Below are 15712 nucleotides of genomic sequence, written 5' to 3' on the forward strand. Positions count from 1 at the left end.
GGATATACATCTAATTAGTACGGAATTATTGCCGTTTACCTCGTATTAAAATTGAATTACCTCGTAAAAAAAATTCGCGTCTGCCTAAAACGGACAGATGCTAAATACGTCCACTAGGAAAACACAAAAAAGAAGCTAGCACTCAAAATTATGAGCCTAGCTACTTTCAAAAAATCTATTATACAGTTTGAACTGCTTTTTCTAATGCTGCTTCAACTGAAACGTAGTCATAGCCAAGGTCAGTTGCAACTGCTTCGTATGTTACGAAACCACCAGCTGTGTTTAGACCCGCTTTTAGAGATGGGTTTTGAGCGATTGCAGCTTGTGCACCTTTGTTAGCGATTTGTAATGCATATGGAACCGTTACGTTCGTAAGTGCGATCGTAGACGTACGAGGCACAGCACCAGGCATGTTTGCTACTGCATAGTGAACAACTCCGTGCTTGTCGTATGTTGGGTTGTCATGTGTCGTGATGCGGTCAACCGTTTCAAAGATACCGCCTTGGTCGATCGCAACGTCAACAACTACAGATCCTGGAGTCATAGACTTGATCATTTCTTCTGTTACCAATTTAGGTGCTTTTGCTCCTGGAATGAGTACAGCTCCGATTACTAGATCAGATTCAGCTACAGCTTGTGCAATATTTAATGGGTTAGACATTAATGTTTGGATGCTGTTACCGAAGATGTCATCAAGTTGACGAAGACGATCTGGGCTAAGGTCGATGATCGTAACGTCAGCGCCAAGTCCGATTGCAACTTTTGCTGCGTTCGTACCTACAACACCGCCACCGATGATTGTTACTTTACCGCGACGTACTCCTGGAACACCTGCAAGAAGGATACCTTTTCCGCCTTTAGGCTTCTCAAGGAACTGAGCACCGATCTGTGCAGACATACGTCCTGCCACTTCACTCATTGGTGTTAATAGTGGAAGGGTACGGTTGAATTCTACTGTTTCGTAAGCGATCGCTGTAACGCCGCTATCTGTTAGTGCTTTTGCCAATGCTGGCTCTGCAGCTAAATGTAAGTATGTGAAAAGAATAAGGTCTGAACGGAAATATTTGTACTCAGATGCTAAAGGTTCTTTAACCTTCATAACCATTTCAGCTGACCATGCGTCTTGTGCTTCAGCTACGATTTCAGCTCCTGCTGCTGAATAATCTTCGTTCGTAAATCCGCTGCCAACACCTGCGTTGTTTTCTACAAGTACTTTGTGGCCTGCTGCTGTTAGTGTGATAACACCTGATGGCGTAATCGCTACGCGGTTTTCATTGTTTTTAATCTCTGCTGGAACTCCAATAATCATTTGTGAATCCTCCTATATAAGTAAACTCTTTGAGTGCGTTTTCATTTGTGATTTCAGTATAGTTCGAGGGATTGAGCTTTTCATTGTGGGGAATCTAGAAAATGAAAAAAAGCATTTGTGATAATTCACAAACGCTCCTGTTTAAATAGCCGATTCATCTTGAAATCAAGATAGATCATGATCTTCTGATGAGGGCTTTTCATATCAATATTTGTAAGCTCGCTGATCCTTTTTAAGCGATACAATAAAGTGTTCATGTGGATATGAAGCACTTCTGATGCTTTGTTGAGGTTTTCATCTAACGTCAGGTACGTTTCTAATGTGTGATAAAGCTCTGTCTTATGCTGGCGATCATATTCTCGTAGAGTCTTAATCATTTCATTGTGATAGCTCTGTCTTTGTTGTTTTTCATAAATAGCATCTAAAAATTGGTAGATACCAAGTTCATGATAGCCGTTTAGCGTTAACGTTTCTCCGCCAAGCTTTTCCTGAACAGCTAGTACACTTGAAGCTTCTTTATAACTTTTTTCCACGTTCGAAAAAGAGGATACGAGACTACCATATGCCGCTTTAATATCTGATACAGAAAACCGTTCTTTCATAAGTGTGAAAAAGGACTCTACAAAGGACTTCGCGAGCTCCAAAGGCGGTTCTTTTCCAACAGGTGAGGCGAGGAGGAGCATTTGATTCGCGTCCGCCGCCGATAAGAGAACGTTAATCTTCTGGTTCACCGCAGCAAGATATAAAATATCTTTTTCGATAGCTGGTGTGATCTCCTCTTCTAGCTGCAGAATAAAAACAGCTGCTGGAAGTACCGGCAAAATGTTGAGTTCGTGCAGCTTCTCTAAAATATGCTCTTCTTGAGGAAGGTTGCCCGTGAGCATCTTCCAAAAAAGCTCTTGCCGGTTTTCTTCTTTCTTTTTTGTACCGATCTGCATCTGAAGAAGTTGGCTTTTTGCTGAAGCAGCAGCGAGCTTTAATAATTGCATATCATCTGATGTTAATTGTTTTTGCACTTCAAGAACCCAAATATATCCGAGAACTTCGTTGTTTTTTCGGATTGATACCGCAACTCGATCACCAAGCCCGACGTTTTGTATCGTGCCGACACGAACAGGATCATCGCTCTCTTGCAATCTAGGAATCACGCCGTCTTTCCATAGACTGTTCACTACTTTTTCTGGCACGCGCCGTCCGATGATGGTCGCGATACGCGCAGGATCTGTTCCGTCTTCATGTGTACTGTAAGCAAGGAGTCGGTGATTCTGATCTTCTATCGTTACAGGGCACGACAAAACGTCGCTGATCTTGTCTGCTAGATTTTCAAGACTGCCGAAAGTTCCTTTAAAAGGATCAGATTGAAAGCTCTTCATAACATTTGTCTCCCGCCATTAGTTTCTCTGCTTACATTCTACCGAAAAAGGGAACGGGATTACAGGAGAAAAGCAATGGATTGTAGAATTGGTAATACAGGAATGGATTGTAAATGAATGGGAGGCCTTTCTAATGAAGTTTAGTGAATTTACATATGAACGTCCTGATGTTGCAACTCTGAAAACGGAATTTGAAGAAGCCGTACAGATTTTTAAAGACGCTGAATCGGCAGATAAGCAGAACGAGACGATGAAAAAGGTCGTAGCTCTGCGTAATAGTTTTGAATCAAAAGCAAGGCTCGCGAAGATTCGCCACACGATTAATACGGAAGATGTTTTTTATAAGGAAGAGCAAGCGTTCATGGATGAAAATCTGCCAGTCTATCAAGGGATGGTCACAGCGTTTCATGAAGCGCTTGTTCAATCACCTTTTAAAGATGAGCTCGAAAGTAAATGGGGCAGTCAGCTGTTCCGCTTGGCTGAACTAAAAGTGAAGACGTACTCTGAAGATGTACTAGAGGACCTTAAGCAAGAAAACAAATTGAGTTCAGAATATGTGAAAGTAATGGCATCAGCTAAGATCGAGTTTGATGGAAAAGAGTTGAATCTTGCGCAACTTTCTCCATACGTTCAATCGGCAGATCGTGATACGAGAAAAGCTGCTAGTAAGGCAGCGAACGCTTTCTTGAGCTCCAATCAAGAAAAGTTTGACTCGATCTATGATGAGCTCGTGAAGCTGCGAACTGGAATCGCTAAAAAGTTAGGGTACTCTACGTTTACAGAATTAGCGTATGACCGTATGGGCAGAACGGATTACAACGCGGCAGACGTAAAGGTATTTCGTGAGCAAGTAAAAGAAATCATTGTGCCGCTTTGTACAAAGTTAAAGAAGCGTCAGCAAAAGCGCATCGGTCTCCATGAGTTTAAGTTTTACGACGAACACTTCAGCTTTACAACAGGCAATCCTAAACCCCAAGGGGATGCAGAATGGATTGTGAATCAATCGAAGCAGGTTTTTAGTGGTCTATCGCAAGAAACTGGAGCGTTCTTCAACTATATGGCAGAAGATGAGCTCATGGATCTTGAAAGTAAAAGCGGTAAAGCGCCTGGTGGGTATTGCACGTATCTACAGGACTATACGGCGCCGTTCATTTTTACAAATTTCAACGGTTCAGACAATGATGTTCGCGTCCTGCTCCATGAGATCGGTCATGCGTTCCAGATGTACACGAGCAGAGTGTTCGAAGTGCCAGAATATCAGTTCCCGACACTTGAAGCTTGTGAGATCCACTCGATGAGTATGGAGTTCTTAACGTATCCGTGGATGGAAAAGCTGTTCGGCGAGGACACAGAAAAATATTTATACTCCCACTTAACAGGAGCGGTAGAGTTTATCCCGTACGGAGTTGCAGTTGATGAGTTTCAGCACTTCGTATACGACAACCCGGATGCGACGCCGTCAGAACGCCGTTCAAAGTGGAGAGAGCTTGAGAAAACATATCTACCACATCGTGATTATGATGGGCTTGAGTACTTAGAAAACGGTGGTTTTTGGCATAGACAAGGCCACATTTTCCGCTCGCCTTTCTATTATATTGATTACACGCTCGCGCAAATCTGTGCACTTCAGTTTTGGAAGCGTGCTGGCGAGAATTCTGAGCGTGCATGGGAAGATTATTTCGCACTTTGTCAAAAGGGAGGAAGTCTACCTTTTACAAAGCTAGTTGAAGAAGCTGGTTTGATCTCTCCTTTTGAAAAAGGATGTGTAGCGTCTGTTGTTGGTGAAGTAGAGAAGTTTATTGCTACAGTGGATGAGGAACAATTTGCGAGAGCTTAATTCATATAGGTGGTAGGATGAGGAGAACCGGCCGTGTGCCGGTTTTTCTTTTGTGTGGGCGATGGGGCTTGGGTAGGGGGTATACCTGTTGCAGTAAATGTCGACAAATGACATCTCGTGGATAAAACGTCAAAATTTTGGATTCAGACATGAAACTCGTGGATTCAACGCAAAAACTTGTGGATTGATGCGGCAAACTTCTGGATTGAACTTCATCCGCAACTGAAAATACCCCTAGGTGTATTCCCTCTAAGTTTCTCATTTTTTGAAGAATTATTGACACTTGGTTGGGGAATGCTGTTTTCAGCTGCCTATATGTTTGTGAATAGGGTCTTGAGTGGTAAAATGATTATGAATCTTAGAAGTTTTAAAGACTTTTAGTGGAAAAGGAGTAATACAAAATGGCTGAAACAAAACAGCGTAACTATACACCGCTAATTATCGGGCTATCTATTGCGATCAACGTACTTGTGGCCGTGTTGTTCTTCCTGCCAGAGTATGAGGGAGAAATTGCTTTTGATGTAACGTTGCTGCCGCGATTGAACGCGATCTTTAACAGCTTTACATTCGTATTTTTGCTCGCTGCTCTTTATTTTGTTAAACAAAAAAACATCACGCTGCATAAGCGCTTTATCTTGGCGGCATTTACGAGTACAACATTCTTTTTGCTGTCGTATGTAACGTATCACTATTTAACAGAATCTACTTCTTATGGCGGAGAAGGTCCGCTTAAGTACGTTTATTTCTTTATCTTGATCACACATATCTTGCTTGCGATCGTTATCGTACCTCTAGCGTTAATCACTGTTACGAGAGGCTTTAACATGCAAGTAAAGAAACACCGTAAGATTGCACGTTGGACGATGCCACTATGGCTGTATGTAAGTTTGACAGGTGTTATTGTGTATTTGATGATCGCGCCTTATTATTCATAAAAAAACAGAGGACTTTTGCTGAAGACGTGGAACGAACAGCAAAAGTCTTTTCTGTAGCGAGAGGAAATGAGAGATGAGCTGGTTTTGGGTCATACCTGTCGTTCTCTGCGGATTCGGAATCGCTGTTATCGTTTATGGAATCCGTTATCAAAAAGAAGAAATGGAACATAAAAAGCAGTATGACGCGAATTACAAAGGTGGCCGTGTCTCGGAAACGTTTTTTGGAGCTATTGTAGAATTTATTTTTGTAACGTGTACGAATAAGCTTGTTGGTTTATTTCCGAAATGGTTCATCAAGTTCTTCATCTTCGTTATCGGAGCAGGTTTCTTAAGTCTTGGTGTCTATTTTTTTCAAGACATGCCTCGAAGGTTTTAATATGCGATTCCCACACGTGACTGTAAAAAGTCATTCTTTTTTAAAAGAGAGAACGCAAAATGAGCGGTGTCGCCTGTACTGATCCGAGAGCCGTCGATAGGTAGAACGTCTTTCTCCGTTCGGTACATGCCGGTAGGTTCCCCGTCTGGCAGATAAGTGGGACAAACGATCGTCCAATTCAGCCCGCTTTCTTGCAGTTGAGTATACGCCTTATGATGATCTTCAGCTGCTCTTGTTAATTTGCGCTTTGATTCAGAGGATTGGTAACGAAGCAGATGAGGTTCTGCCCGGCTTTGTAAGATGCCTGCTGTACCGATTGTGATGATACGCGAGATGCCTTCCTTTTTCATCGCTTCAATAATAGTAGGCATACCCTCGGAAAGGACATTAGCTCCGTCTGTTGAAAGAGCGCTGAAAACGACATCGCAGCCGTCCATAGCTTCAGTTACGGATTCCTTACTCAGAACGTCTCCTTTTGTAAAAGAGATCTGGCTCAAAATAGAGTGCGTAAACTTTTCGGGGTTACGTAAAAGTGCAGAAACACTGATATCATTCTGGAGCGCCATTTTAGTAAAATATTGTCCGACTCTCCCTGTCGAACCTAGTACGCATAGTTTCATAACATACCTCCTGATCGTTCTTTTCTTATCATATCATTTAATGTTAACCATAAAAAAATCCCTTACCGAAAGCTCGGCAAGGGATTTTTTTTATTGAAGGGTGATAACATCTGTGTATCGACTGTCGAGCTTATCGCCTCTTTCAGCGAATGCGACAACACGATATTTCCCCGGTGCTACAGCTTGTCCGGAGATTTTTCCGTCCCATTGAAAATCGTTATACTGTTTCGGAACATCTTCGTAGCTGCCGATCATACCAATTTCTTTTGTCAGGTTGCTGTCGTATAAGAAAAGATTAACTTTGTCGGCTTCAGCAGGGAAGTAAGCTGAAAATGTGAATGCATTATTTCCTAGTTCTGTAGCGCTGATGCTAGTGATCGAAGGGAAGTCAGGCTCTTGTACAAAGAGAATCGTCGGTACGACTACTTCGTTTCTGCCGTCGCTGATCGTAATCGTTCCTTCATGATAACCAGGTGCCATCTTAGAAGCATCCACTTGTACTTTAAATTTAACGTCCTTCGAGCTTTTTCCATTAATTTTCACTTTCTTGTTTGTTGTTACTTTTACACCTTCAAGATCTACGTCAAATTTGTATTCTTTTGATTTACGGCTTAAGTTCTTGATTGTAAAACGTTCTCCTCGTACTTCTTTGCCTTTCTTTTTGGAGAAGACACCAAACGAATGGCTGCCAGGAGATACGAGTGTATCTGTTTCAATCGCTTCAACGACACGGATACTTCCTGCTCCTTGTGTATTATGCGGATATAGCTTTCCAGTAGCATCGAAAAGATCTTCCGCTGTATTCATAAGAGCTGCTTTAATATCTTCAACATCCCAATTAGGGTGTGCTTCTAATAAAAGAGCGGCAGCACCTGCAACGTGAGGAGATGCCATGCTCGTCCCTTGCTTCGCGCCGTAGCCATGAGGGTTTGCAGGATCATGAGTCGGCACAGTACTTATGATGTTGACACCAGGTGCTGAAACATCAGGTTTGATCATCCACGTATCCATTACAGGACCACGAGAAGAGAAGTCAGCCATCAATTCACCGACTTGTTTATCAAACTTGGTGCCAAGTGTTACTGTTGTGTTTGGATTAGCGCTTAACAAGCTTTTAAGCTGAACACCCTCAGCGTTCGTAAGCTTGATTGTTGGTACTGCCATTCCAGGCACATCCACGATCTCACCCGCAACGTTGTTGTAGATGACCATTCCGATGGCGCCAGCGTTCTTCGCATTCGTTGCTTTGTCTACAAACGCATACGTGCCTCGTTCTGCTAATACAAGCTTACCTGCTACGTCTTTCCCTGCAAAGTCAGCTGTTCCTGCTAAGCCAACATCCACGATCGGCAATGTTTTTCCGTTAAGTGCTAAAACGGATTCTTCAGATGGAAAGCCCATAACTTTTGCGGAAGAAAAACTAGCATTTCCGGCCTTTAAAGTAGCAGCATACACGTTATACGGAAGCTGTGTAGCTCCGACAGAAATGGCTTCTCTAGAAGTACCGGGAGAGCCGACCGTCCAGTTGTTTGGTCCGCTGTTACCGTTTGACGTTACCGCCACGACACCATCAGACATTGCTTGATCAAGCGCGATACTCGTTGCCCAGTCTGGGTTGTTTAACGAGTTTCCAAGAGATAAGTTCATAACATCAGCGCCGTCTTCTACTGCTTTTTCAACGCCGGCAATTACATTCTCAGTCGAACCGCTGCCACCAGGTCCTAATACGCGGTACGCTAATAATGTTGCATCAGGTGCTACCCCTTTAATGCCGCCATCTGCCGCAACTGTACCCGCCACGTGCGTGCCGTGCGTAGTTTCAGCTCCTCTTGGATCGCCTTTAGGCGTTTCTTGTGGATCGTTGTCATTATCAACAAAGTCATATCCTTTGTAGTTACCGAATGCTTGATCCAAATCAGGATGTGTATAATCAACGCCTGTATCAATAACGGCAACCGTCACACCATCTCCTGTGTAACCGGATTCCCATGCTTGGTTAGCACCAATAAAAGGCGCTGAATTCATCATCTGAGGCGTAACATCATCGAATGAATGGTCACCCATGTCATCACCTGTCGTGTGGTATTCAACATCAGGATAAACCGCTTTTACACCCGGCGTTGATAGTAGGTTTGGAATCTCGTTCGCTGCGATCTCTAGGGCGAACCCAGAGAAAACATGATCGTACTCATTTTTTACTTTATATGTTTTGGAGCGAGTGGAGATTTCTTTTACCACTGCTTCACGTTTTGATTTTAAATTTGATTTCGTTTGTTTTTGGCCTTTCTTTTTTGCCTCTAGTACAGATGGTTCTTTTAATTCAACCATTACTTTTGTAACATGAGAAGAGTTTAAATTGTACTTCCCATAAAGCGGTGCTAGTTCTGGCTCTGAATTGTTTGTAGATGGAGCAGCAGATACACCAGAAAAAGCAGAAAAAACAAACGTACATGCTAATGTGAAACTAGAAGTCTTGCGTAAAAAACTTTTCATCCAAGCGTACACCCCTTATTTTTAATATCAAGGTAATATTCTACCGCTGTGTTTAAATCCCTTGAGTGTATGGTAAAAACAGATAATAGGTCCTTATATTGGAAGTGCGGTGCTAGTCTTTTAGCCATGAAACGTCATGAGCAAAACGTAACGCTAATTCCTTAGGCCCATGATAAGATAGGAATATTGTTTTTAGAGAAGGCTGTTTTCTAAAAAAATTTTGTTTTTATATTTTGTTTTTCATACGCTTCTTTGAAAAGTTGATTGGAGTGCAAGGTGCGAGACTCCTGCGGGACAGGCGGGCAGGTGAGACACTTAAAAGTGAAACGTATGAATGTGGCTCACCGCCTGCCCCGCGGAAAGCGAGCAACCTGGAACGGAAATTAACTACTATCAAAAGCAACAATGAATAAGAAAACAGCATTAGAGAAAGAAGGTGAACGAATGGCTAAAGAGGAAGGCTATGGAACGATTCAGGAGAACCGGATCATTCCATTATGGAGTCTTACGGTATGGCTTGTTGTCATGAACACGACAATGTTTAATGTGGCACTGCCGAGTGTGATCTCTCAATTTGATCTCAGTCCTACTGCGGGATCATGGATTGTTTCAGGCTATTCGATCGTGTTTGCCTTATCGACGATCACATTCAGTAGATTGTCAGATTTTATACCGATTGGAAGATTATTATTTACAGGTGTCATCATCTTAGGAATCGCCTCCATCATCGGATATTTTTCAAATAGTTTTGAGTTTGTATTGGTAAGCCGTATGGTTCAAGCAATGGGAGCGGGTGCGGTGCCAGGTCTAGGCATGGTGCTTGCCACAAGATATATTCCGATTTCAAGAAGAGGGCGTGCCATGTCGTTGATCTCATCAGCGGCTTCTCTTGGTTTCGGGTTAGGACCTGTAATCGGAGGCGGTATCACACAATTGTTAGGTTGGAATTTTCTTTTCATCGTAACAGGTCTTGTTTTGCTGTTGCTCCCTGTATTTAAGGTCTATCTGCCTGTTGAACAAAAACGGGAAGGATCGTTCGACTTTGTGGGTGCATTGTTAACGGGTGGTGGCGTAACCTCGTTATTACTCTACCTTTCTTCATTTTCTTGGTACTTGCTGGCCTTGAGTGTACTATTCTTTGGCACACTCGTATTCTATTCAAAGAAAAAAGAAGATCCGTTCATCCGTGTGAGTTTGTTTAAGAACACACTGTATGTGTCGCTCTTAATCATTGGACTTATTGCGTTCATGACCCATTTTGCGCTGTTGTTCGTGATGCCCGTCATGTTGTCGAACTTATTCGGTAAAGAACCAGCTACGATTGGCTTTGTTATCTTTCCAGGTGCCATGCTTTCCGCGTTCGCAGCAATTTATGTGGGACGCTGGATTGATCGATTTGGAAATCTGCCTGTGATGCGAACGGGACTTATAGCACTTTTGGTGTCGGTCGTGCTGTTTTCTCTTTTTGCAACAAAGGCATTCTATCTGACAGCAATCTTTTACATGTTTACGAGTATTGGATTTTCTAGCTTAACCTCAAGCTTGGCCAATGAAAACTCTAGAATCTTAAGCGAGGATGAAGTAGGATCTGGAATGGGTATGCTTCAGCTTGTGCAATTTTTTGGTGGTGCGCTCGGTGTAGCCGTTGCGGGGCTCTTAATCGAGGGACAACAAGGCATCGCGTTAGATGCTATTTATCGAAACGTGTTTATCGTCTATACCATTCTCGTCGTTATCGCCATTGTGATCTATCGAGTGAAAATAAAAAGAAATGTGAGCCTGGAACTTGAATAAGTTCTAGACTCACATTTTTTATTTCAGCATCTTAAAGTCATAGGAATAGATAGACTTGCCTTTGATTGATTTGAGGATGTCGTTTAAGCCATTGATTTTAATATTTTCTATCTTCTTTCCTTCGGTTAAGGAATAGTGTTCAATGTAGTATTTTTCTTTTGATTTTTCGTCATGTCTAACGACGTAAAGATTGTCGTTTTTATAGAAAAGCTCCTCGTTATGTCTCACTCCGTCTTTTCGAACGTTTTTCATAGAGAGTTTTTTGATTACTTTTTCAGTTTTTGTGTCAAAAGCAAATATCTCACCAAGGCCGTTGGCGTAGTAAAAGACGTTGTTATATAGGTGAGCGGAGTTTTTTATATTGAATGGGTAGTGCGCTGTGATATTTTTTTCATTTCTATAGGAAGAAATGATGAACTCATCTTGTGCCTGCGTTTTTTTATTAATCCGATACAGCACAATATCTGAATCTATTGTTTCCGTAACTTCTCCTAGCGTTTTCTGTCCTACAAAATAGTAAAACGTATCGTCACTCAAGATTGGAGACATACTGCTAAAATCAGTTTTTTTGGAATGGTTAACTTTTAGAATATCTTGAGTATTCATCTTGTCCTTTGCCAACTTCACTTTTCTGATATGAAACTCTTCCTTTTGATTATCTTGGGTTAATACAACGATTTCACCTTGATCTATTCCTGAAGCCGCAATGTAATGGGGAATGTTTTCTTTATGAAAGCCTTTCTTGTTACCATACATAATATTTGAATCATACCCGCCGTTAGCACCTACACCTGTATTGAAAACAGTAAAGTATAATTTTTCTTTCTCCAAATATCCAGTTCTTTCACCCGTATACTGGGATTTTTCCATACCAAACTCTTTATATGTGTCTCCGACTAGACGAATTTTATTTTTATCGACTAATAACACTTCATTTTGACTCGCAGCTACACTGCCGAGCTCTAAGCCTTTCATCTTAAATGCATCTGCTTCACCTTTGTCATCAATAAAGACAGCAAGACTTACTCCTTTTCCATCCATGTCTTGATCAGCTGTTGTTGAAAAATAGAGTACCGCTTTCTTATCAGTTAAAAATTTTTCTTGCTTGAGCGCTTCATTCTCAATAGAAAGAGAAGCACTGAGATTCTGACTCCAGTACATTTTATATAAAAATCCACCGATTAAGAGAATCAATAATGAAAAGAAGATTATTTTTTTCACTGTAATCACCTTCTTATAAAAACAAGGCAATAAGTGCGTAGTTCTACGTCCTTATTGCCTTATTATTTTTTATATATTCCGGACAAGCTGTGTGCCAGGTGCATCCCGCACATCCCGAGGATAGACACCTAACCCGCCATCTACGTCTAAATCTAAGTTTCCATTTAATTTAAATGCCGACCAGACCAGTTTGGAACAGTTCTTATCACCGATATGTGAAGTCGAACGGTTGGTCACGAAGTTATAAGAATATGCGTCGATGCCTACACGGCTAAACGCCCAGTTTGCAGCATTATTACGGTTTGACGAGCTTGTTGTAACAGATTTGACCTGCGCATCTCCTTGATCCACTTTTCGTAAAGTGGTTGAGATCGTTCTCACACCTGTTTCAGGGACAGATTCAACAATGACGTCGCTCGAGTAATACATGCCCACGTGTCCATGGTTCATGTAAGCTGTTTGAGATGCGGTGTAATAGAAGTTTCCTTTCGAACTAGGTCCAACAGAAACGGTTCCTCCGCTGCTGCCCATTGTGCCGATTTTACCGCTTTGTTGCTTTTCTTCCTTGCTCTTTGTTTGATCATGTTTCAATTCTTCGTAGATCTGTTTAAGAAGTGCATCCTCTGTATCACCTGTATTCTTTGCTAGAGCCTGAACGCTAGAAAGCAACTCAGCTGATGTTAAATCCGGCTGCATACTTAGGATTTCATCTTTGTACGAAATTTGATTTTGAGCAAAAGCACTTGGTACCGAAAAAGCTGTGAGACAGAATGCTAAAACACTAGTAACTAGATGTTTTTTCATATTCCAAACCTCCTGCCGTAATACGGGACCCCTTTGTCGACATGTTCAATTTACCATTTATATACAGATGCGTAAATACGATAACGAATAAACAGTAGGGTGGACTTATAAGGGAAATGAAAGATACACCTAAAGGACTGTGCGGGAATTACATAAAAGGAAGGGAAACAGGTCAAAAGGTATTGCAGAGTACTAGTAAGATTGGATGCATTTCATGTTTGTATAAATTACCGAGATCTTGAAACGAGGAATGTGGATGGCCTCAAATGAAGTATTCTTTTAAGAGCTGTTGAGTAAATGAGTGAGGGAAATAAATTGTGTGGGGTCAGACCCCTCATTAAACTTTCTATGAAACAGCCGATACTTATAATGAATTGTCTAAACAGGCGAAAATTTAATATAGTGACACAATTTCGGAGAAAGATGAGGGACGAATTCGTGGAAAGAAACAAAGAACTGATTGATTCATTATTGAAGCTTCAGGAGCTATTAGACACAGTACCAGATACAGTAGAGGCCATACCCGCTTTCACACAATACATCCGCTCTTTTTTACGTATTAAACCAACAGGCAGAACGTTACCGACTATCGAGATGATGACCATGATCAAAAAACGAAAGCCTAACTTGTATCAACTTTTTAAACGGCATTCTAACGATGACATGCTATCGATGTTAACGAATCTAGATATGGATTATGAGCTCGCTCATACAAAGATCGAACGCATTCTTCAAGGAGAGGTCATCGCTTAATAAGCGGTGTCTTTTTTATTTTCGTTGTTCTTCGTTATAATGGGTGAAAGGAGTGAGGACATTTGCAAAGTGTTGGATTTATCGGAACAGGTGTAATGGGAAAAAGCATGGCCGGTCACTTGATGAATGCAGGTTATCCAGTCCATGTTTATACGAGAACGAAAGCAAAAGCAGAAGATCTTCTTGAAAAAGGAGCTAAGTGGGCAGACACACCAAAAGAAATTGCTCAAAACTGTGATGTGATCATCACGATGGTCGGCTATCCGAAAGATGTAGAAGAAGTCTATCTAGGTGCCGAAGGGTTAGTCGCTCACGCTAAAGAAGGTTCATATTTAATCGATATGACGACTTCTAGTCCGCAGCTAGCACAAAAAATTGAGCGCACAGCTGCTGAACGGAATATTGCAACGCTGGATGCACCCGTTTCTGGCGGTGATATCGGTGCGAGAGATGCTAAACTATCCATCATGGTAGGTGGTTCAGAGTCCGCATTCCACGATATGGAACAGATATTCTCTAAAATGGGTACGAACGTTGTTTATCAAGGAAAAGCTGGATCTGGTCAGCATACGAAAATGTGTAATCAGATTGCGATTGCATCAGGTATGATGGGTGTTTGCGAAGCGATTCTTTACGCAGAGAAAGCAGGATTAGACCCAGAGAACGTGCTGAAAAGTATTGAATCTGGTGCTGCAGGAAGCTGGAACCTTAGCAATCTTGGGCCAAGAATTTTAAAAGGAGATTTTGCTCCTGGCTTTTATGTGAAACATTTTATAAAAGATATGAACATCGCATTGAAATCAGCTGAAGAGATGGGTTTATTAACACCAGGATTACAACTCGCAAAGAAGCTATACGATGAGCTTGCTGAGATGGGTGAAGAAGATAGTGGGACACATGCACTTTATAAACGTTTAGCGAACCAAGGGTAAGTCTACCTTGGTTTCTTTTTTTTGCTCTTTACAAAACGTAATAATTACGATTTAATAAATGGAACTGACTAAAATTAAGGAGTTATTACTATATGAAAAAAATGATTATTGTTGGTGGGGGTATACAAGGTTGTACGTTAGCCATTCATCTATTAAAAACGAAAAAGCTCGATAATCATGAACTGTTGATTATAGATAAAAATAACAAGCCACTTAATAATTGGAGAGAATGTACGGATCTGATCTCGATGCCGTTCTTACGATCACCTTCAGTGCATCACCTTGATGTAAATCCTTTTTCACTCGAAAAGTTTTCTAAGAAAGAGGGCTATCATAAGGTTAGTCATTTTTATGGTTATTATGACCGCCCGTCTCTAGAGATGTTTAACGAGCATTGCGGAACATTAATTCGTGATCTAGATATAGAGAGTTGCTGGAAACAGGCTTCTGTAACTGGCATAGAAAAAAAGCAAGCCTACTGGACTGTTCAGACAGAGAAAGGTGAAGTTGTGGAAGCGGAAAATCTTGTTCTAGCCATGGGGTTAAGAGAGCATCCTTTTTGGCCGAAATGGGCAGAAGATGCGAATTCAAGCGGTGCTCAGGTTCATCATATCTTTCAAAAAGAAATGCCTGACCTTGATTCGTGCTCTGCTCCCGTTTCAATTATTGGAGGAGGAATATCTGCTGCACATCTTGCTCTTTCTTTGGCAGAAAAATATGAGGGGAACGTTTCGTTAATTTATAGAAAAGACTTAGAAGTTCATACTTTCGATTCTGATCCTGGGTGGCAAGGGCCGATGTTCATGGATAAGTTTAATCAAATAAAAGACTATTCCGTGAGAAGGAAGAGCATTGTAGAAGCCAGACATAAAGGTTCTGTCACAAAAGAACTTTATTTAGGGTTAAAATCCGCGGAGAAAAACGGTAAAATAAAGCTGTTAAAAGAAGAGGTAGAATCGTATTGCACGAGTTGCAATGAGCTGGTCTTCCAATCCGGAGAAAGGTATGAAGCGAAAACGGTCCTTCTTGCTACGGGGTTTCATTCCACACCTCCAGGAATTCACTGGCTAAAAAATGTAATACAACACGAAAATTTAAAGTGTGCTAAATGTGGTTATCCAATTGTTAGCCCTGAAACGCTAGAGTGGGATCAGGGGCTGTTTGTTATGGGCCCTTTAGCAGAGCTTGAGATTGGTCCAGTTTCGAGGAATATTGCAGGTGCTAGAAGAGCGACAGAAAGAATAGTAAGAGCTATATGAGTATCT

At 41.5% G+C, this 15712-nt stretch carries 13 protein-coding genes; 7 read left to right on the forward strand and 6 right to left on the reverse strand.

Annotated features, from left to right (window positions below):
* Positions 1-178: 178 nt before the first annotated feature.
* Together ald and H9648_RS17265 are read right to left on the reverse strand one after the other, a co-directional pair.
* A complete protein-coding gene (ald, locus tag H9648_RS17260; protein ID WP_191755036.1) occupies positions 179-1309 on the reverse strand; it encodes an alanine dehydrogenase in 1131 nt (376 codons plus the stop codon).
* A 125-nt stretch (positions 1310-1434) separates the two neighbouring features.
* Entirely contained in the window at positions 1435-2682 is a 1248-nt protein-coding gene (locus H9648_RS17265) for a PucR family transcriptional regulator (protein WP_191755037.1), read from the reverse strand.
* A 133-nt stretch (positions 2683-2815) separates the two neighbouring features.
* Here H9648_RS17265 and H9648_RS17270 point away from each other — a divergent pair, with 133 nt between their 5' ends.
* The 3 genes from H9648_RS17270 to H9648_RS17280 all read left to right on the forward strand — a co-directional run bounded on the left by H9648_RS17270 (position 2816) and on the right by H9648_RS17280 (position 5830).
* A complete protein-coding gene (locus H9648_RS17270) occupies positions 2816-4519 on the forward strand; it encodes a M3 family oligoendopeptidase (RefSeq protein ID WP_191755038.1) in 1704 nt (567 codons plus the stop codon).
* 401 nt (positions 4520-4920) lie between these two features.
* Positions 4921-5454, forward strand: a complete 534-nt coding sequence (locus H9648_RS17275; RefSeq protein ID WP_191755039.1) for a DUF420 domain-containing protein — start codon at positions 4921-4923, stop codon at positions 5452-5454.
* A gap of 73 nt (positions 5455-5527) precedes the next feature.
* Positions 5528-5830: a hypothetical protein gene (locus tag H9648_RS17280; protein ID WP_191755040.1), complete on the forward strand. Its 303-nt coding sequence runs from the start codon at positions 5528-5530 to the stop codon at positions 5828-5830.
* Here the strand turns inward: H9648_RS17280 and H9648_RS17285 are convergent.
* Together H9648_RS17285 and H9648_RS17290 are read right to left on the reverse strand one after the other, a co-directional pair.
* Positions 5827-6450, reverse strand: coding sequence for an NAD(P)-dependent oxidoreductase (locus H9648_RS17285; protein ID WP_191755041.1), 624 nt, complete (start codon positions 6448-6450; stop codon positions 5827-5829). The genes H9648_RS17280 and H9648_RS17285 overlap by 4 nt on opposite strands.
* A gap of 90 nt (positions 6451-6540) precedes the next feature.
* Entirely contained in the window at positions 6541-8943 is a 2403-nt protein-coding gene (locus H9648_RS17290; RefSeq protein ID WP_191755042.1) for a S8 family serine peptidase, read from the reverse strand.
* 444 nt (positions 8944-9387) lie between these two features.
* On the opposite strand from H9648_RS17290, the gene H9648_RS17295 reads away from it, so the two are divergent.
* Positions 9388-10737, forward strand: coding sequence for an MFS transporter (locus tag H9648_RS17295; protein WP_191755043.1), 1350 nt, complete (start codon positions 9388-9390; stop codon positions 10735-10737).
* 18 nt (positions 10738-10755) lie between these two features.
* Here H9648_RS17295 and H9648_RS17300 read toward each other — a convergent pair whose 3' ends face one another.
* Together H9648_RS17300 and H9648_RS17305 are read right to left on the reverse strand one after the other, a co-directional pair.
* On the reverse strand, positions 10756-11958 hold the full coding sequence (locus H9648_RS17300; protein WP_191755044.1) for a hypothetical protein: 1203 nt from the start codon (positions 11956-11958) through the stop codon (positions 10756-10758).
* 69 nt (positions 11959-12027) lie between these two features.
* Complete coding sequence (locus H9648_RS17305; RefSeq protein WP_191755045.1) at positions 12028-12762, reverse strand: hypothetical protein; 735 nt, start codon at positions 12760-12762, stop codon at positions 12028-12030.
* 438 nt (positions 12763-13200) lie between these two features.
* Here H9648_RS17305 and H9648_RS17310 point away from each other — a divergent pair, with 438 nt between their 5' ends.
* The 3 genes from H9648_RS17310 (at position 13201) to H9648_RS17320 (ending at position 15706) form a co-directional block, all read left to right on the forward strand.
* Positions 13201-13515, forward strand: a complete 315-nt coding sequence (locus H9648_RS17310) for a hypothetical protein (RefSeq protein WP_191755046.1) — start codon at positions 13201-13203, stop codon at positions 13513-13515.
* 62 nt (positions 13516-13577) lie between these two features.
* Positions 13578-14447 carry an NAD(P)-dependent oxidoreductase gene (locus H9648_RS17315; protein WP_225218965.1) on the forward strand — a complete coding sequence of 290 codons (870 nt, stop codon included), beginning with the start codon at positions 13578-13580 and terminating at the stop codon, positions 14445-14447.
* Between the two features lie 92 nt (positions 14448-14539).
* Positions 14540-15706 (forward strand): NAD(P)-binding domain-containing protein, encoded by a 1167-nt coding sequence (locus H9648_RS17320; protein ID WP_191755047.1) that lies wholly within the window; start codon positions 14540-14542, stop codon positions 15704-15706.
* Positions 15707-15712 lie beyond the last annotated feature (6 nt).

Origin of the sequence: Fictibacillus norfolkensis (assembly GCF_014836645.1) — a bacterium.
In the GTDB taxonomy this organism is placed as follows: domain Bacteria; phylum Bacillota; class Bacilli; order Bacillales; family Fictibacillaceae; genus Fictibacillus; species Fictibacillus norfolkensis.

Coding starts and splice junctions, on each gene's coding strand:
- H9648_RS17295 (WP_191755043.1), top strand. CDS start 9,388: ATGGCTAAAGAGGAAGGCTATGGAACGATTCAGGAGAACCGGATCATT.
- H9648_RS17270 (WP_191755038.1), top strand. CDS start 2,816: ATGAAGTTTAGTGAATTTACATATGAACGTCCTGATGTTGCAACTCTG.
- H9648_RS17265 (WP_191755037.1), bottom strand. CDS start 2,682: ATGAAGAGCTTTCAATCTGATCCTTTTAAAGGAACTTTCGGCAGTCTT.
- H9648_RS17285 (WP_191755041.1), bottom strand. CDS start 6,450: ATGAAACTATGCGTACTAGGTTCGACAGGGAGAGTCGGACAATATTTT.
- H9648_RS17320 (WP_191755047.1), top strand. CDS start 14,540: ATGAAAAAAATGATTATTGTTGGTGGGGGTATACAAGGTTGTACGTTA.
- ald (WP_191755036.1), bottom strand. CDS start 1,309: ATGATTATTGGAGTTCCAGCAGAGATTAAAAACAATGAAAACCGCGTA.
- H9648_RS17275 (WP_191755039.1), top strand. CDS start 4,921: ATGGCTGAAACAAAACAGCGTAACTATACACCGCTAATTATCGGGCTA.
- H9648_RS17290 (WP_191755042.1), bottom strand. CDS start 8,943: ATGAAAAGTTTTTTACGCAAGACTTCTAGTTTCACATTAGCATGTACG.
- H9648_RS17305 (WP_191755045.1), bottom strand. CDS start 12,762: ATGAAAAAACATCTAGTTACTAGTGTTTTAGCATTCTGTCTCACAGCT.
- H9648_RS17280 (WP_191755040.1), top strand. CDS start 5,528: ATGAGCTGGTTTTGGGTCATACCTGTCGTTCTCTGCGGATTCGGAATC.